General features: G+C 65.5%; 10 protein-coding genes. 5 read left to right on the top strand and 5 right to left on the bottom strand.

All coding sequences use genetic code 11. The features are described 5' to 3' along the window. The first annotated feature begins 132 nt into the window (after window positions 1–132). Entirely contained in the window at window positions 133–798 is a 666-nt protein-coding gene (locus tag VT03_RS23460; RefSeq protein WP_075095252.1) for a sigma-70 family RNA polymerase sigma factor, read from the top strand. Between the two features lie 109 nt (window positions 799–907). Here VT03_RS23460 and VT03_RS23455 read toward each other — a convergent pair whose 3' ends face one another. Then, window positions 908–1,183 (bottom strand): hypothetical protein, encoded by a 276-nt coding sequence (locus VT03_RS23455; RefSeq protein WP_075095251.1) that lies wholly within the window; start codon window positions 1,181–1,183, stop codon window positions 908–910. Between the two features lie 308 nt (window positions 1,184–1,491). Between VT03_RS23455 and VT03_RS23450 the strand changes: the two genes are divergently transcribed. Beyond that, complete coding sequence (locus VT03_RS23450) at window positions 1,492–2,331, top strand: alpha/beta fold hydrolase (protein ID WP_075095250.1); 840 nt, start codon at window positions 1,492–1,494, stop codon at window positions 2,329–2,331. 354 nt (window positions 2,332–2,685) lie between these two features. Here VT03_RS23450 and VT03_RS23445 read toward each other — a convergent pair whose 3' ends face one another. Further along, the gene (locus tag VT03_RS23445) at window positions 2,686–4,554 is read right to left on the bottom strand and encodes a hypothetical protein (protein WP_075095249.1); all 1,869 of its coding nucleotides are present in this window, start codon (window positions 4,552–4,554) and stop codon (window positions 2,686–2,688) included. A gap of 280 nt (window positions 4,555–4,834) precedes the next feature. On the opposite strand from VT03_RS23445, the gene VT03_RS23440 reads away from it, so the two are divergent. Further along, entirely contained in the window at window positions 4,835–8,359 is a 3,525-nt protein-coding gene (locus tag VT03_RS23440) for a hypothetical protein (protein WP_231870499.1), read from the top strand. A gap of 813 nt (window positions 8,360–9,172) precedes the next feature. Here VT03_RS23440 and VT03_RS23430 read toward each other — a convergent pair. After that, on the bottom strand, window positions 9,173–10,123 hold the full coding sequence (locus VT03_RS23430; RefSeq protein WP_075095247.1) for a hypothetical protein: 951 nt from the start codon (window positions 10,121–10,123) through the stop codon (window positions 9,173–9,175). A 711-nt stretch (window positions 10,124–10,834) separates the two neighbouring features. Between VT03_RS23430 and VT03_RS23425 the strand changes: the two genes are divergently transcribed. Beyond that, entirely contained in the window at window positions 10,835–10,981 is a 147-nt protein-coding gene (locus VT03_RS23425; protein WP_156514712.1) for a hypothetical protein, read from the top strand. Between the two features lie 71 nt (window positions 10,982–11,052). Here the strand turns inward: VT03_RS23425 and VT03_RS23420 are convergent, their stop codons facing one another. Beyond that, complete coding sequence (locus VT03_RS23420) at window positions 11,053–15,558, bottom strand: amidohydrolase family protein (RefSeq protein WP_156514711.1); 4,506 nt, start codon at window positions 15,556–15,558, stop codon at window positions 11,053–11,055. Between the two features lie 326 nt (window positions 15,559–15,884). Between VT03_RS23420 and VT03_RS23415 the strand changes: the two genes are divergently transcribed. Continuing rightward, window positions 15,885–16,451, top strand: a complete 567-nt coding sequence (locus tag VT03_RS23415; protein ID WP_075095244.1) for a hypothetical protein — start codon at window positions 15,885–15,887, stop codon at window positions 16,449–16,451. A 21-nt stretch (window positions 16,452–16,472) separates the two neighbouring features. Here VT03_RS23415 and VT03_RS23410 read toward each other — a convergent pair whose 3' ends face one another. Then, window positions 16,473–17,807: a PQQ-binding-like beta-propeller repeat protein gene (locus VT03_RS23410; RefSeq protein WP_075095243.1), complete on the bottom strand. Its 1,335-nt coding sequence runs from the start codon at window positions 17,805–17,807 to the stop codon at window positions 16,473–16,475. Window positions 17,808–18,027: the final 220 nt, after the last annotated feature.

The following is an 18,027-nucleotide window of genomic DNA, read 5'->3' as shown; positions in this document are numbered from 1 at the left end:
CCCCCCTCGCCAAGAGCCGGCGGCCCTGCTATAGATGGGCTGAACAGACGGAAAGTGCCGCGGTCAAACGCGGCTGGGCAAGTCGGCTTTCTGCGGCGTCTTCCGGAACCCTCGCACCCTCGTCATTGCTTCATGCAGTCTTCCCCGTCCCCTTCGTCCTCCGAGAATGACGTCGAGCTCGTCAATCGGGCGGTCGCGGGAGACCAGAAGGCGCTGGGCCACCTGTTCACCTCCTACCGTCCGCGGCTTTCGCGGATCGCGATGTTCCGCCTCGATCCCCGGCTGAACGGCCGGATCGACATCGACGACATCCTGCAGGAGACGTTCATCGCCGCCCAGCAGCGGCTGAAGCACATCCTCCGCGACGCCCCGGACAGCATCTTCCTCTGGCTGCGGATGATCCTCGGCCAGACGCTGATCGATCTCCACCGTCGACACCTGGGGGCCCAGGCCCGCAGCGCCGCCCGGGACCGCTCGCTCGACGCCGGCTGGGACTCGAACTCGACCTCGGCCTCGATCCACTTCGAGCTGCTGGGGAGCATCACCTCGCCGAGCGAGGCGATGGCGAAGCAGGAGGCGGCGGAGCGGCTCGATTCCGCCCTCCAGACCCTCAACGACATGGACCGCGAGATCCTGGCTCTCCGGCATTTCGAGGAACTGTCCAACCGGGAAGCGGCCCGTCTGCTCGAGATTTCCGAACCGGCCGCCAGCCTCCGCTACACCCGCGCCCTCGGCCGGCTGAAGCAGGTCATGGACGCCTTCCCGGGCGCGTTTCCGGGCAGCCCGTTCTCGATGTAGCGATCGCGTCGCCTGCGACCGTCTCCCATCCGTGTGCATCTGTGTTTATCAGTGGCCAAGAATTAAAACAGCCACAGATGAACACGGATTCTGAGCGGCCTCGCGAGAATCAGCCGACCTCTTCGACGTCGGCTGCCCCAAGGCAGGCCATCTCGGTGCAGAGGTTCTGCGACTCGCACTGCTGCTTGTAGGCGTCGGGGATCTTGGTGAGCGTGGCCGCGTCCCACTCGACGATGTACTTCAGCTTGTCGCCGGAGCCGGTCGCTTCGACCACCTCCCCGGTCCATCCCGCGATGGAGAGTTCGGAGAACTCGGGCATGGTGACCCCGTCGCGGATTCGAATCGGTGTTCCAGAAGCCAGCTTGCTCGATTTCCGCTTCGCCATGCGACCGCTGCGTTCGAGGGGGAAACTCTTCGGGGTAAGGCTCTTAGGTCGGCCTGCCTGCTTTATTTAGCGTCAACTATATGGAATCGATCCCGGCCTGGGCAGGTTCGGACGGCAGTTCATCAAGATTTGCCAATTCCACCGGACTGCCGCCGGATGCACGAGAATTGCACCGAAGCGGTCTCTGCCCGGCCATCCCTGGTTGAGTCCGTCCTGTCCTTGGACCGCATGGCCGCGTTCGGAATACTGTCCGGTTGCGACCCGATACGGAATCACGCCTCCACGAACCTCAGCCTCCGGAGTCTCCCATGCCCAGCGTCTCGATCAGTGGAACGGACCTCAACTATGTGGACGAGGGGCGGGGGCCGGTGCTGCTGCTGGTCCACGGGTTTCCGCTCGACCACACGATGTGGCAGTATCAGATCGCGGACCTCAAAGATGAGATGCGGGTCATTGCGCCGGACCTGCGCGGGTTCGGGATGAGCGGAGTGACGGCCGGGACGGTGACGATGGCCCAGATGGCGGACGATCTGGCGGGGCTGCTTGATGCGCTGCGGATCAGTGAGCCGGTTTACTTCTGCGGGTTGTCGATGGGGGGGTATGTGGCGTGGCAGTTCATTGAGCGGCATCGCAAGCGTCTGGCGGGGGTGATCCTGTGTGACACGCGGGCGGTGGCCGATACGCCGAAGGAGAAGGAGACGCGGCTGGAGACGGCGGAGAAGGTGGTGAAGGAGGGGCCGGGGTTCATTGCGGAGGCGATGCCGAAGCGGCTGTTTGCGGAGCGGACGCACCAGGAGCAGCCGAAGATGGTGCAGGAGACGCGGGAGGTGATTCGTCGGACAGCCCCTGAGGGGATTGCGGCGGCGGCGCGGGGGATGGCGGCGCGGCCGGACGTGTCGGGGAAGCTCGGTGGGATGGAGATTCCGGCTCTTGTCATCGTGGGGAGTGAGGACGCGATCTCGAAGGCGGAGGAGATGCGGGGGATTGCGGAGGAGATGCCGATTTCGATGTTTGTCGAGATCCCCGGTGCCGGTCATATGTCGCCGCTGGAGGCACCCGACGTCGTGAACCGGGCGATCTCGGACTTCGTGAGTCGGATGTCGTCGCAGCCGCCGGAGATGGAGTTGGAGGAAGACGACGAGGAATAGCCGTGTCCTTGCCGGAATAGCGTCTTAGCTCAAACCCAACGTGCGACGGCAGCTGGGGTCAAGGGGGCGACCCCTTGCCGCCGGAGGCACTTCTGTGAGGAACCGTGGGACACAACGGATGTCCGCTTTGTGGTATCAGCTATGAGGACTCCCTCAATCCTCACCGTTCGCTTTGCAATCCCTGCGGGTTGGTGAGGGGGGCATCCGAAACATTGTCCCCGTTTGTACACGCCTTCCTTCAGACATCTCTCGACGGCCAAAGCCTCCGGCGGGCAAGGGGCGTTGCCCCCTTGCATCCCCCACCAGGGTGCCCCTGGACCCGGTAAGACATCACCGCAGCTTGACCGATGCGATCTACCGCGTCTCGCTCCGCCGCAACAACGTCATCTCGCCCGACGACACAACAAACCGGTACGCGTCCCGATCCGGAAACAACGCGACCAGCTCCTCCAGACTCTCCCTCTCCGGCCGATACCTCGCCCTCAAGATCGGACCATCCAAGCCAGGCGAGTTATAGACATAGTCCATATGCCGGTCCGCCGGATCCGGCACAACAAACACCACCGCCCGACGCCCCTCCGTCCGCGCCGCAAACAACCGCTCCACCTCCGCATACCGCCGCCGCGAAAACGCCAGCTCACCCATCCCCCGCGGGATCGTCCCCAGCCACACCGCCGGCACCGTCACCACATTCACCGCCACCGCAATCCCCGCCAGCCCCCACCACCACGCGCACATCCCCGGATGCGCCTCCCGCCGCCACAGCCCCCGGATCTGCCGCGTCGCCTCCGCAAACAGCAACAGCAGAATCGGCGCGGACTCAAACACGTAGTGCCACCCCATGATCCCATCGAGCCAATACGGCACATGGGCCGCATGCAGCGACAAAACCGACATCGACACCAGCCACCAGTCCAGCGACGCCGTCCTCGAACTCAACAGCAGCCACGCCACCGCAAAGGCCAGCGGCACAATCCCCAGCGTCCCCTGCGAACTCGTGATGATCCGCACCTGAAAATTCCGGGCCGCCCGCTCCGGCGTCAGGTTCTCCGCCCAGCGGTCATAATTCTCCAGAACCTTCGGCCCGACCTTCTTCTCGCCGCGGATCACATTGTTGAACCCATACACATGCCGCGGCGTGTAGATGTCGGTGTAAAGCTGATACGGCGAAACCGTCAGACTCCCGGTGATCGACCGGTTGTAAACCAGCATTCCCCCCATGCCGGCCACCAGCGGCCCGCCGAGCACGAGCGCCAGCAACACCCGCCGCCCCATCGTCAGCCGCCCCGCCGGAAGACCATCCGAGGTCGAGCCCCCCCGCCCCGTCACGAGCAGGACGGCAAACCAGATCCCCCACGGCAGGGCAAACCCCGCGGCGGTCATCGGCCGGCAGATCATCGCGTAGGCGAGACCAATCCCCGCCAGCAGACCGATCCCCGGCGAGAGCGAACGTCGAAACCGCGTGATCGCGACAAGAAACAGCGAGAGCCCGACCAGCGTCGGATGATGCGCCAGGAGCGTATTACTGAAAATCACCAGTCCCGGCGACACGGCCGCCAGAACCGACGCCGTCAGCCCCACTCCGAACCCGCTCAGATCGCGCCCCGCCCAGAAGAGCGCAAACGCCACGATCGCCTGCGCCACATGCGGCGCCAGCCAGATGTGCCCGATGAGATAGAACGGCAGGTCCCACAGCGCCGCCCCCGGAAAGTACCGGCTCGCAAACCGGCCCTCGTTGAGGACGTGCATCTGATCGAACAGCTCCGGCTTCGGCTCAAAGCTCGGGAACGAGGTCCGCCCGGTCGCAAACGTCTCGGTCTGAAACAGGTAACTGAACTCGTCGTGATACGTCGGCGGCATCCCCTCCAGCGGCCGCCCGAACCAGACGCTCACGCCAAACGCCGCGGCCGCCACCAGCAGCGACGCCGCGATCGACACCCCCAGCGATCCGGCCTCCCGCCCCTCCGGGTCACTCTCGACTGCCGCATCCGCCGCCGCCCCTGCCCCCGCCCCGCCCACCCGTCGCTTCCGGACGATGCCGTAGAAGACCGGTGTCAGGACAAAGAGGGGAACGTACGGAAGGAAGTCCGGCGGACTCCCGGCCAGCCACCCGTCGAGAGCCGCGGCCCGCGTCTCGGGATTCGTCCAGCGACGAAGCTCCATCCCGCCGATCAGCACGGCGATCAGGACAAAGACAAACCAGAACCGCCGCGGAGAAGCCATCGGGAATCGGAAAGGGACGCCACAACGTCCGGTACGATCACGGAGGGAAGAACCAGAATGATGAGAAGTCCCGTCGCCGGAACAAGCCTGGATCACGTTTCGTTCATGTGACCATTCCGAAAACTCCGTCTGGACGACCTGTACCGACCGAAGTCAAGCGACGGCCCCCCGCCGCCAAGGGCGGACGCTTCAATCGCCGGTCGCTCCGGGTACAGTCCTGCTTAGCCTCGCCCTAGGAATCCCCTTCCAGCCGCTCAACGTCCGTCACCAAACTGACTCCATGATCGACCCCGTTCTCTCGCTTGGATTCCATCCCGCCCGCACTCCTGACGCTTTCGCATCCGATCGCAAGGAGCTGCTCCGGTACATCAATCTCAAACTCCGGGCCTCCGGCCTGCCGACCCGTCCCGACGGCGAAGGCTCCGAGCTGATCGCCCTCGCGTCGGGGCTGCTCGACCACATGCAGGAGCAGCAGCGGGTCCTCAGCGACTACCGCTCGCCGGCCGACCAGCGGATCGAAGACTTCCTCCAGTCACACTTCGCCGACGTCGGGCTGACCGCTCCGCTCAAGCTCCCGAACCCCTCGTTCATCCTCGACCGCCACGGCATCGCCCGCGAGCTCTCGCTCCCGGAGAAGCAGGACGTCTTCGACGGCGGCCTCATCACGTCGTACCGCGTCGTCAACGGCGTGCTCCACAACCCCCTCAAGGACCGCCGCACCACCGTCGGGACGTTCCACGTCACCGAAGGGGGCCTGGCGATCGCCGACGACAAGAAGGCGGTCCCCAAGGCGACCTTCGCCGCCCTGTTCCAGCGGGCGGTCGCGGCCCCGCCGGAACTGCTCGTCGTCCCATTCTCGGTCCATGACAAGACCGCCTCGATGTCCGATCCGGACCTGACCCGGACCTGGACCTCGCTTCTCCTGCGGCCGGTCGTCCAGCCGGAAGTCCCCGGCTTCTCTCCCGAACGGTCGATGGAAGTCCGCTTCTTCGCCCCGGGGATGCTCGTCAGCAACGCCGACTTCGTGGAGTCGATCTTCGGCAACGCCGGCGACCCGTTCATCTCGGCCAACGACTCCGGCCTCGACTTCGAGCACTGGTCCGGCCACACCGGCTGCATCATCCTCGCCCCGCACCTGACGAAGGTCCTCAAGAAGGACGTCGGCCTGCCTCACACCAGCAAGGCGACCGAGCGGCAGAAGCGGGACGGCATGTGCTGGGACAAGGAGGACGAGCTCTACAACGGAGGGGAAGCCTTCAAGATCACCTGCCGCACGGAAGACGGCGTCATCGTCACGCTGATCAGCGACTCCTACTACGGCTACTGCAAGAAGGAGATCAAGACCCAGATCAGCTACGCCACGAACCTGATGGGGAACGCCGAAGAGGAACACGCCGGCGGAGCCCTCTGCTTCCCGAGCTGGAACCTCGGCGACAGCTTCCAGTTCAACAGCCGCCGCTACAACGGCGCGACCTTCGACGAAGTCAGCCGCGAGTACGCGGGCTGGATGGACGTGAAGCCCGAAGGCTACGGCGTCGACAAGTTCTTCCCGGAACTGTTCTACATCCCGGAAGACGCCCTGGCCGACATCCACCGCCAGACGATCGTCTGGAAGAAGGGTGGCTCCGAGCAGTCGATCCCGCTCCTCCCGGGCCGGGTCTACATGTCCCCCTCGGGCTACAAGCTGCGGATGGAGAAGCATCCCGGCGCCCCGAGCTGGCGGCTCATCGGGACCGCGGGCGAAGGGATCTTCATCCACAAGCCCTGCACGGTGAGCGGCGGCGGCAAGAGCGAGATCAGCAAGTCCCTCGTCGACTACATGCAGTACGGGTCGGTGTACGTCGCCGACTACGAGAACGACATGAAGATCGTCGAATCGATCTTCGAGCGGGACAACGCCGACCGCTGGAAGTCCGACGAGCTGCGGAAGAAGCGCTCCGGCGACAAGCCGAGCCGCCCGATCCTCAGCAAGGACCGCTCGCTCGGCAGCGTGATCAAGCTCCTGACGCCGTCGGACGAATACTCCGAGGCGTACAACAAGTACCTCAAGTCGATCCCGGACCACATCTACGCCATCGTCTTCGCCATCAAGCGGTTCTATCAGCCGGACTGGGGAAGCGACTGGCGGAAGCACTTCACGGTCGACGTCGTCAACGGCAGCGCCGGGCACGAACTCAAGGTCGATAACCGCCGGATCGTCGGGACCTACCTCCGGGTCGGGATCACCGAGGACAACGGCTGGCGGACCTTTAAGGTCCGGCAGGACTTCGCCGCCGCCGCCAAAGTCCAGACCGAGGACGACATCAGCGCCTCGGTCGTCGTCCCGCCGTCGCAGGTCGTTGGCCGCGACGTGAGCCTGACCGCCGCCCCGACGGAATCGCGGCCGATGGAGGCGAGCTCGAAGTTCGTCATCAACTGCGAGTACCGCCTGTTCCAGCGTCCGGACGACGCCATCCACCGCGGTCTCGACAAGCAGGCCGAAGCGGACCTGGCCCGCCGGAACGTGAACTTCATCTCGAACTACGAGCCCCTGACCCGGGACGCCGTCGAGCAGATGGTGGAGAAAGTCGTCGACTTCGACGCCTTCACGCCGCCGGTCAAGGACCTCCTGCAGTCGGTCACCAAGGGAGAGAGCGGCTACGTCGTCTGCTCCGCCAATCCGCGGCGGATCGGCGGCGGGATCACCAAGAACCCGCGCTACCTCCAGGATCGGCCGGACATGGTCGTGCCGCTGAACAAGTACGTCGCCGAGATGGGGACGCGGCTGTTCCGCAAGCTCAAGGCGGCCCAGCCGGTCCACATGCCGGTCGACGCCGTCCTCTCCGGCCGTCGGAACAACCCGCCCGAGCACGACAAGGGGATCCGCAGCCTCGCCGTCTACGCGCCGCTGCACTACCAGGAGCTCCCCGAGCTGTTCATGGACTTCATCTGCTCGCTGACCGGCAAGAGCCCGTCGACGACCGGAGCGGGATCCGAAGGCTCGCTGACGAAGGGGCCGTTCAACGCCCTCCTGTTCACGTCGGACCTCAACGCCGCGCTCCTGAGCGCCCTCCTGACCGGCGTCAGCGGGTACTCGACCGCCGCCGGCCACATCGGCCCGCACGCTCTCTTCGAGCACGACATCAGCCTCCTGATGCCGGAAGTCTGGTCGCGGCTCTCGGCCGAGGAACGGGATCCGAAGTACCTGATCCGCGAGGGGCTGCTGAAGGCGGTCCCGGACTTCAAGTGGGCCAAGACCGGCCAGGAGATCCCGGCCCGCCGGCTCGGCTACCGGATCACGGACCGCTTCGTGCGGCAGTTCTTCGGCCGCGTCTTCGACAACCCGGACAAGGTGTTCAACAAGAGCATCCTGGAGCCGGAGACGCAGGACGAGGACTCCTACGCGGACGGCATCCTGTACATCATGGAAGCCTACGAGCGGGTGGCGAAGCAGTACTTCGAGGACGACTCGATCGAGGAAGCCTGCCCGCCGCTGAAGGCCCTGCTCTCGATCATGGCCCACGGCAAGTACGAAGGGAAAGACGAGCGGGACCCGTCGATCCGGGCGATGTTCACGAAGGAGAACGTCCTCAAGAGCGACTGGTACCAGGCCCGCCTGACCGCCAAGCAGCGTCAGGAAGTGGCCCTGTGGAGCCGCAAGGTGGACTATCTCCGGCAGAAGATCGCCGACGGCCTCGCCCGGCCGTCCGACCTCGAGAACGCCCAGACGGAGCTCCAGCGGGTCTCCAGCCCGGCGTTCCTCCAGGACCTGATCGGCACCCTCGGCCGCCAGCCGACGTTCCGCCCGTCGAAGAAGTACAAGTAGGCATCGCGGGCGTCTTCGCAAAGGCGAGCGGGGGGCGTCAGCCCCCTGATTCCGCGTTCAACGCCCCGCCACGGTCCCCCGGAAGGAATCGAGCCGCGGATCCACACAGATGCACCCAGATAGGCGGGGCCACAACGAGAGTCCCGTCAGGGACGACCGAGAATAGCCCCCCGTTTCAACGGGGGGACACAGACCGGCCCACCGTCCGAGTCCCGTCAGGGACGGCAGAGGACGAACGGCGCACGGCAACAATCCGCCTCTTCGGTCCCTGCCGGCAGCATTGGGCCAGCAGGGCTTGTGAGCCGGACCGGCTGCGGCGCTGCCCCTCAAAGCCTTAGCGACGGTGCGCAGACGAGGAAACGCGTCCCCGGCTGTCAACCGCTCGCGGCGCTGCGGTACCTCACCGCCCTACCCTCTTCGCCCGGCGACCGTAAGATCTGGCCCAAGCGCTCTCCGGCATGAAACGGAGGGATAGGAATGAGACCAGGGTACGTTTTCTGGACGGTCGTCTCTGTTGGGGTATTGATTCTCGCCTTCGGCGTCGTTCTCCACGGCGTGCCTCGGAGCCCCCCAACCCCTGAGAGCCGGCAGCGGATGCAGCATGGGACTGCCATCGCCGTCAGCGGACTCGCGCTCATCGCCCTGAGCGTCCTGGTCCGCAAAGCCACGAACTCAGGCTCGTCGTACGAGGAGTGATCGCTGCCGGATGCGGCAGGGATCATTTCGCAGGGTGCGTTGAGGCACTTCGAAACGCACCAGCTCCTTTGGCGATTGTCCCGAAGCGTTTCGAAGACTCACCGCACCCTACGTGACTCAGTTCATCCCAAGTCGACCAGTAAAGAATCGCCACCGGGGAACTCCCGTCGTTGCGTCGAATGAGTTCGCGTACAGACCATCGTGATTTCCGCCGAACACGGCGATCTCGTTCTTTGCCCGCACCAGGCTCACCCACCCTGGACCGACGCCCATACCGCTCGAGCCAGCCGGTGTCGGAACGGCCATCCACGCCTTGCGATGCCAATGGACCTGATTCTCGCCCAGGTCCACGGAGACAAGGGAGCACGAGCTGTCAGAGGACACCGCCAGCCACAAAGTGTCATCAGCCAGTGTGGCTGCGATGGTGTCTCCAAAGCCGAGAGACCCTGCCATGCTGATTCCGGTCGGCTCCAGGACATGATCGGAAATGGAGATTTCCCTCGCATCACACTTGAGCCGGAACGTTCCCTTAGGGGCTTCTTCGACGGCAAGCTTCTGCTGCCGGGAAATGATGTCCTCCAGATCTCGAAACGAGACGCCGTGTCCCTGTTTCGCCGTCTCCGGAGCTTCGATCGAAAGAAGCGCGTCCTTCCACCAGCGGGGAACAGCCACCCGGGTTCTGCCTTCCATGAACCCGAGAAACCACGTTGCCCGCGGCTTCATCTGTTCCGCTGCCTCAGGCGTGCGGACGGAGTCGTCCCTGCCGGCCATCATGAACTGCCCGCCATAGAGGAGGGCCAGCGACACGTCCGAGGCCTCGACGGCGTTGGGTTGCCATTGCGATGGAGAGACCTCTCTCAGCGCATCGGCCGCCAGCACAAGAAAACTGCGGCCCGCGATTCCGGCTCCGTTGTCGTCGTCAAGAACTCCGTCGACATAGAGCCGGACGGGATCCTGGGCGTGAGCATCAGCTGACAACACGCAGAAGACCGCCGCGCACAGTGGGGACAGGATCCATCGGCCGCCGTGCTTCAGGCGAACGTCTCGAGGGCGTTTCATGAACTCCACCTCATCCTCTCCACGCCGGTACACACTCGAACGCGATCAAGTGGAGGCTTTGCCGTCCCCTCCGTCGGGTACGTCTATAGGTCACTCGCCCCATTCGTCCACCTGTTCTCATACTCGAAGCGTCGGAGCATGGACTCCAGCGCGGCGAAGTGCCCTCTGAGCTGCTCCTTGCTCGCTACAAGTCTCGCAGGAATGTCGATCGTACCGCCAGCAAGGACATTCGACAGATCGATCAGACACCGGACGATCACCGAGAGAACTCGTGATAGGCAAGCCGGCTGACGAACAACAGGTAGGTCAGCAGCGCCAGACAAGCGGGTCGGGTGGCAGGTCCTGTGTCTTCGAAGGGCGTGGTCAAGCCAGATTTGATAACTCTTCGCCGATCGTCGGCCGCGCCCCTTCGCAAAGTCTCCGTGGCGTGCCACCCGTCCTGGCCGAACCATGCCAACCGGCACGCGTCCGAAGAGCATATTCAAATGATGCAGGCCGGACGAAGCCTCACTTTGACCAGCCCATAATTCCGCGAAGCCACGTTCCCTGAACGGCGACTAAAAAACGAACGAAACGCCCTTGCCAAAGTCCGCCTGATTCGCAGAATGTCCCGAGTCGTGATGGGGTCGGGCCGAATCCATCGACGGGGCTAGGGCTGTGGAACGGATCGGGCGGGTTGTCGATATGTGTTGCCATATTGCCGTCTATCCGACGGTCTGGATGTCCGTTTGGATTTTCGGACACTTCCTCTACCCGCCGCCGTTTGCCTTCAACGTGGCTACGCAGCATGGAGGACTCCCGAGCGGCGTCATCGATGATTTCATACCGTTTGACGAACGTCCGCCGCGCGACGATCCGGCGGATTGATCCGCCGCAGGTCCCGTCCCGATCCTCCCCCCGCCTGGGCCCCTGCCCTGGACCCGGGGATCAAAAGAGACCTACTTCAAGCGCTCTCGGTACTTCTCATAAAACCGCGTCTGCCGACTCTCCGGCGCATACGGCCGGCCGCTGACAAACACCGCTTTGAACTGCGTCGAATGCTGCAGCGGCGAACCGTCCGTCACGATCACATTCGCCCGCTTCCCCGCCTTCAGCGAACCGAGCTCACCCTCGACACCCAGGATCTTCGCCGCCCCGAGCGTCACCGCCTTGAGCGCCTCCCGCTCCGGCAACCCATACCCCACCGCAAATCCCGCCTCGAGCGGTGCGTTGCGGGCGTTCGCCTCTTCGTCGGAGCGGACCGCGAACGGCACGCCGGCCTCAAACAACCGCCCGGGGTTTGCATACGGGGCGTCGAACGGGTCCCATCCCTCCAGCGGCGGCCGCATCACCGGCCCCAGGATCACCGGCACCTTCCGGGCCTTGATCTCCGCCGCCAGCTTCCAGGCATCGGTCGCCCCCGTCAGGACCACGCGCAGCTTCTCCTCCTCCGCCCACAGCAGTGCCTCCGCCATCTGCTTCCGCGTATGCCCCTCGACGAAGACCGGCTTCGTCCGCTTGAGATACGGCCGCATCGCCTCAAACCGCGGATCGCGGACCATCGTCTCCTTCCCCGGCTTCTCCTGAGCGCGCAGCTCGTCATATCGCCGGGCCGTGCGGAAGAACTCCTTGAGCGAATCGATCTCCTCCGCCTTTGTCGGCCAGTTGATCGCCAGCCCGACCGCCTCGCGGATCGTCATCTCGGGAGCGGTCCACCCGCTGAGCTGAATCAGCGAACACTGCCCGGCAATGATCCCGCTCCGCGGCCGGATCAGCGCCGCCGTAATCCCCCCCGCGCGGGCCACCGGCAACAGCTCCGAGTCGACATTGAGCGCCGTCGAGGGGGTCAGGTCCGGCTGGAACGGCCCGTTCTCCGAGTGGTCCTGGCCCACGTCGAGCGCATCGATCTCGTGAACCCCCACGAGACACCCCGAATCGATCAGCCCCGGGTAAACGTGCAGGCCCGTCGCATTGATGATCGTCGCCCCCTCGGGCGCCGGAATGTCCCGGCCGACCGCCTGGATCTTGCCGTCGGCGATCACTAGCGTCCCGTTCTCGATCCCATCCGGCCCTTCGACCGGATGGATCGTCGCGTTCTCGATGGCATAGACGCCGCTCTCGCTCTCAGGGATCACGAGCGCCTTGGCCCGGACCTCGTCCGCCGCCATCACGAGCTTCGGCGCCAGAGCCGCCCGCTTGCGGCCCGCCTCGGACATCGCGGTCGGCTGCTTCGCCTGCTCGTACCGGACTTCCCCTTCGATGACCGTCGCCACGCACTTGCCGAAGGTGTTGAACGGGTGCCCGCTGAAGATCGCCAGGTCTCCGTCCTTGCCGACCTCGATCGACCCGATCCGCTTGTCGAGCCCGATCTCGCGGGCTGCGTTCAGCGTCACCATGGCGAGGGCGTCGTCGGGAGGCATGTTGCCGTACTTGAGCGACTTGGCCGCCTCGAAGTTCATGTGCCGCATCAGTTCGGCGTTGTCGCTCTTGATGACGGTGCTGACCCCCGCCTCGTTGAGGAGCGACGCGTTGTAGGCCGTCGCGTCGTACGCCTCGACCTTGTAGGCCCACCAGTCGGAGAACGTGCTGCAGCTCGCCCCGTGCTTCAGGATCTCGGGGGCGATCTTGTACCCCTCCAGAACGTGCTGGAGCGACTGCACCCGGATTCCCAGGCTGTCGGCGGTCCGCAGCAGCATCAGGATCTCGTCCGCGCGGTAGCAGTGGGAGTGGATCAGCGTCTCGCCGTTCAGGATCGAGACCAGCCGCTCCAGCCGCAGGTCGCGGCGGGGAGGGAGGATCTCGTCACCCTTTCGTCCGGCCGCTTTCTTCGCCTTCTCGTAGGCGATCCACTCGCGGCGGTAGTCGAGGGCCTCGAAGAACGCCCGCTTGAGCGTCGCCTCGACGCCGAGCCGCGTGTGGGGGAACCGGTTCGGGTTCCGCTTCACGTTCTCACCGAGCGCGAACTTCACGCCGAGCGGCCGATCCGTAACGAGGTGCTCATCCAGTCCGTCCCCAACCTTGAGCTTCACGACGGCATCCTGCCCGCCGATGGCATTCGCCGAGCCGTGCAGGAGCCGCGCGGTCGTGAGACCACCGGCGAGCGCCCGGTACTCGGCCACGTCGCGGGTGGCGATCACGTCACGAACCCGGACCTCGCAGACGATCGACTGCGTCCCCTCGTTCACCTGGTTGAGACCGCCGTCGAACATGATGTGGCTGTGGGTATCGATCAGCCCCGGCGTCACCCAGTGCCGCCGCGCGTCGATGACCCGCATCCCCTCATCCGGCTCCAGATCCTTCCCGATCGCGGCGATCTTTCCCTCGCGGATCAGGATCGAAGCCTCTTCCAACGTCTCGCCGGTCCCGGTCAGGACCGTCGCCCCGCGGACGAACAGGTTCCCCTCGGTCCGGTCGATCGGCCGCTCGCGGTCGGGCGGCAGCTCCGTCGGGAACAGCTCCGGATCGAATGGCTGCAGCGGGGCCGGTTTGGCCTTCCCCTTCTTCGTCGCCTCTTTCGAATCCGCGGATTCCGGCTTCGACGCCTCCTTCGCCATCGCCGGCTCGCCGTCGTCGATCGACAGCGAGATCGGATTCGCGGGCTTCTTCTCTTCCGGTGAAGACTCCGGCTTGGCCTCGTTCTCCGTCTTGTTCTTCGATGTCTTCGGCGTCGCGGTGAAGGTCGTCTCCGGCCCGAACGGCGGGACGAGCTTGCCCTTCAACCGCTGCTCACCGTCCTGATCCTCAGCTTCGCCTTCGAACTTCAGCGTCAGCGTCTTCTCGCCTGCTCCAATCTCGACGGTGAATCGAAAACTCTTCCCGGTCACCTTCCCCGACGAGACCCGGCCCGCCCCCTGGTCGCTCGTGAAACCCCCGGAGAGCGCCGCCTCGTTCTGGGCGAGTTCCAGCGTCGCCGACGTCGATTTTTCATTTCCCTGATCGATCCGAACCTGCCACGTCCCGTCGAGGTGCACGGTCGGCTTGTCGGCCGGCTTCGACGACTTCTCCTTCTCCGGCGCGTTGAACTCATGCAGCGCCCCGTCGACGAGGACGTACCGCAGCTTGGCGTGCTTCTCCTTCAGCGGCGCCGCGAGGACCGTGACGTGCCCCCAGTGCCCTTCGGCGAGCGACCCGATGTGGGCCGACTGCCCCAGGAGCTCCGCCGGCACGCTCGTGAGCGCGGCGACCGCGGTCGCTTCGTCGAGCCCCTGCTCGATCAGGATCCGGACGGTCTTGAGCAGGTCCCCCGGCTGCTTGAGCCCCCGCGTTGCCAGAGCGAACGACACCCCCGCCTCATGCAGCGCCGCGGCGGCTCCCGCGTGCCGCTTCCATTCCGCCTTGAGGTACTCCCGTTGCCGCTGCGGAGCGGGAACGTCCGCGCGAATCGCCTTGGCTTCGTCTTCGGGCTTGGCCTTGGGCTCTTCCGGCTCCTCCCCCAGATCGAGTTCCAGGATCACCGGCCGCTCGCGGCTCTCCAGTTCGTCCACGACTTCTGCCGCGTCGGTCCCGACCGAAAGGATCGGATCGAGCCCCTGCTCGCCGGCGAACGCGATCGCCCGCCGGATCCGGTCCCGCTCCGTATTGGACGGGAGGAAGCCGAACATCCGGGCTCCTTCGTCGACCTCGCGGCGGTCCTGATCGCGGCTGAGCCGCGCGAGGAACAGCGCCCGCAGTTCTCCCGCGCGGACGCGGGTCAGGGTCTCCAGGGCTGCATCTTCGACAGGCCGCTGCAGGTCGCCCGCTCCTCCGTCGAACAGCTGCCGATGCTTCGCGTGGTGTTCGGCGTCGAGGAACGCCTGCCGCAGGTGAGCGACGGCTCCCATGAAGGTCGCCGGGTAGCGGGTCGATTCGTCGTCGCGTCCGCGGGGCGGGGCGAGGAGGAACGTGGCGGCGACGGGATCAGCGATCAGGCTCTCCCGCAGCGGTGCTCCCGAGGTCGTGACGAGACAGGTCTGCCCGGCGGCGATGGGAGCGGCCCAGACTGCGTGAACCGTGGTGAACCCGGCTTCGCGGTACGGCTTTTGTCCTGCTTCGTCCCAGGTCAGCCGGCTCGAGAGTGGGAACTCCGGCGTGAGTCCGCGGCGGTTGTCCGGCGGCGTGACCGCCAGGGCATACTGTTCGAGGTTCAGTTTCCGGCCGGCCCCCGGTGCGGGCTGTCGTTCGGGCGGGAGCGGGATGTCGGCGAGGGCGTTGATGAAGCCCGGGTAGACGACGAGTCCGGCCCCTTCGATCACGTGGGCTCCGGGGGGGATGGCGACCTCGTCGCCGACGGCGGTGATGAAGCCGTCCTGGATGACGATCGTCCCTTTTTCGATCGCGGCTTCGCCGGCGGAGACGACGATCCGGGCGTCGCGGATGGCGTGGATGGTCCGTTGGAATCCGCCGCGTCGTTCGCGCGGAGGCTGTCCCCAGGCGGTCGAGACGAGAAGTGAGCAGGAGACCGCCAGGACGAGAAGACGCACAGGCATGCTAACCGTGGGAACGGAGGCAATTTCGGGGATTCTGTACTTTCGAGGTCTTGCCGACCGGACGCAAGCGCGGCACCGGACTGCCCAAAGGGGACGTCCGTTGTGTACCACGGTTCCTCAACGAAAATGCCTCCGGCGGCAAGGGGGCGTGGCCCCCTTGACCCCAGGCTGCCGGGGCACGTTGGGTTTGAGCTATGGACGCTTCGCCGGCAAGGACGTGATTCGAGACAGCCGGAAAACTTTCGCGGTCCGGTTTGCCGCCCACGGTGTTTCAAGACCACGTGAAGAGCACAACACACTCAACAACACGAGCGGGCAACAACATCATGAAAGTCCTGGCACACTTGACCCTCCTGAGCCTGGCCCTCTGGGGAGCAGCCGCAATGGCCCACGCCGAAGAACTTCCCCTCACCTTCGGCGGCGGACACGAAACCGACCCCCGCGACCACGGCCGCCCAGTCGCCCTCGTCGCCGGCGGCCTCGGCGTCACCCCCGAAGTCTTCCGCGAAGCCTTCAGCGGCGTCACCCCCTCCCGAAACGGCCCCCCCTCCGGCGCCCAGGCCCGCAAGAACAAGGAAGCCCTCCTCAAAGTCCTTGGCCCGCACGGCATCACCAACGAGCGACTCGACGAAGTCTCCGACTACTACCGCTACCGCCGCGAACGAGGCGAAATGTGGCCGACCAAACCGGCCAAAGGCCACGCCATCGTCGAGAACGGCCAGATCAAGCAGATCGTCATCACCGAAGGCGGCTCCGGCTACAGCACCCCCCCGACGGTCACGGTCACCGGCCTCAAGTCCACGAAGCTCACTGCTGAGCTGAGCTTCGGCAAAGACCTCAAGAAGAACGGCGCCATCTCCGCCGTCAAAGCGGCTCCGGCCACCGGTTCGTGACCACTCGGTACGGACGGAAACTCACTTCGCGGCTCGCGTCACCGCCCCGTCGCGAATCGCATAGAGCGCCTTGTACGTCCGTAGATACATCATCCCTTCCGTGATCGCTGGCGAAGCCGAGATCGGTTCGTCAAGCGTATTTTCCGCCACCACCTGCAGGTCGTCCGTCCCCGCCTTGAGGACCGTGATCACGCCGTCCCGGGCCACACAGTAGATGTGGCCGGCGGCGTAAACGGGGCTGCCGCGGTAAGACGCGCTGTGGATCCGCCCCTCGTAGATCACCTTGCCGGTCTTGACGTCGAGGCTGGCGAAGCGGGCATCCATGTTGAGGTAGACCCGGCCGTCGACGATCAGCGGACAGCAGACGTCCGGCGTCCGCTCATACGTCCACAGGATGTCGGAGTCCGACTTGGTGATGTTCCCCTGGATCTGGCTGGGGGTCTTGATCGCGACGACCGGCCCCTTCTTGGCGCTCGGAATGATGAGCGCGTCCTTGGAGAGCCCCGGCGAAGCGACGAACCGCAGCGTCCCGTCGTAGTTCGCGTTGAACCGCGACGGGCCGTTGAGCCCGTCCAGCCGCCACAGCTCGCGCCCGTCCTCCAGGGCGATCCCGACCGTGCAGTCCGCCCCGTGCGTCACCAGGCTCCGCGATCCTCCGTCTTCAAAGAGGAAAGGGGACGCATAGGAGTGCTTGCACTCCGCCTTGGGGTCCGCCTTCCGGTCGACTGCCCAGACCTCCTTGCCAGTCTTCTTCTCGAGCTTCACCACCTTGCCGACGGTGTAGTCTGTCCGCATGTTGCCGTGGATGAGCTGCAGGTACAGGAAGTCGCCGTCGAGCACAGGGGTCGACGTCATCCCGAACTGGATATCGATCTTGCCGTAGCGGTCCTGGACGTCGAACTTCCAGACCTCTTTGCCGTCCCGGTCGTAGCAGACCAGGATCCCCGTGCCGAAAAAGGCCCAGACGTGCTTGCCGTCCGTGCAGGGGGACGGAGCCGCGGAGTTCCCCTCGTCGACGCGGGCGTCCTGGTTTCCGGAGCCAGCCTTCTGCCGCCACAGTTCCTTGCCGTTGAGGTCGAAGGCCATCACGTACAGGTCTTCGCCGGCCGCGGTGGTCAGGAACAGGCGGCCGTTGGCGATGCACGGGGTGGAGCCGGCGGGGCCGGGGAGTTCCGTACGCCAGGCGACGTTCTTTTTGGCGGACCAGCTCGTGGCGACGCCGGTCTCGGTCGAGATCCCGGTGAACTCCGGTCCCCGCCACTGCGGCCACTCTTCCGCCCCAGCGCACAGTGAGCCGGAACCGGCCAGGGAGATGCCGCACACCAGGGAGGTCACGCTTCGGATCAGGCCGCGCATCGCACTCTCGATCGAATGGGGTTCCACCGCCGGCCACACGACCGACCGCCCGCCAGTCTCCCGAACCCCCTCCCCCCCGTCCAGCCATCCAGCCAGCGTCCCGCTGGACCGGGCTGCCGTGGAGAGTTGGGATTGAGCGGGCGGGAGTCCGTTCGGCGAGGACGCGGTTCGAGCCAAGATACGGGGGACGCGTCATCGGCAGGGTTTGCACACGCCCCAC

Source organism: Planctomyces sp. SH-PL14 (genome assembly GCF_001610835.1).
Classification (GTDB): Bacteria; Planctomycetota; Planctomycetia; order Planctomycetales; family Planctomycetaceae; genus Planctomyces_A.
This window is presented reverse-complemented; position numbering and strand designations above follow the sequence as displayed.

Coding starts and splice junctions, on each gene's coding strand:
- VT03_RS23460 (WP_075095252.1), top strand. CDS start 133: ATGCAGTCTTCCCCGTCCCCTTCGTCCTCCGAGAATGACGTCGAGCTC.
- VT03_RS23455 (WP_075095251.1), bottom strand. CDS start 1,183: ATGGCGAAGCGGAAATCGAGCAAGCTGGCTTCTGGAACACCGATTCGA.
- VT03_RS23450 (WP_075095250.1), top strand. CDS start 1,492: ATGCCCAGCGTCTCGATCAGTGGAACGGACCTCAACTATGTGGACGAG.
- VT03_RS23445 (WP_075095249.1), bottom strand. CDS start 4,554: ATGGCTTCTCCGCGGCGGTTCTGGTTTGTCTTTGTCCTGATCGCCGTG.
- VT03_RS23440 (WP_231870499.1), top strand. CDS start 4,835: ATGATCGACCCCGTTCTCTCGCTTGGATTCCATCCCGCCCGCACTCCT.
- VT03_RS23425 (WP_156514712.1), top strand. CDS start 10,835: ATGTCCGTTTGGATTTTCGGACACTTCCTCTACCCGCCGCCGTTTGCC.
- VT03_RS23420 (WP_156514711.1), bottom strand. CDS start 15,558: ATGCCTGTGCGTCTTCTCGTCCTGGCGGTCTCCTGCTCACTTCTCGTC.
- VT03_RS23415 (WP_075095244.1), top strand. CDS start 15,885: ATGAAAGTCCTGGCACACTTGACCCTCCTGAGCCTGGCCCTCTGGGGA.
- VT03_RS23410 (WP_075095243.1), bottom strand. CDS start 17,807: ATGCGCGGCCTGATCCGAAGCGTGACCTCCCTGGTGTGCGGCATCTCC.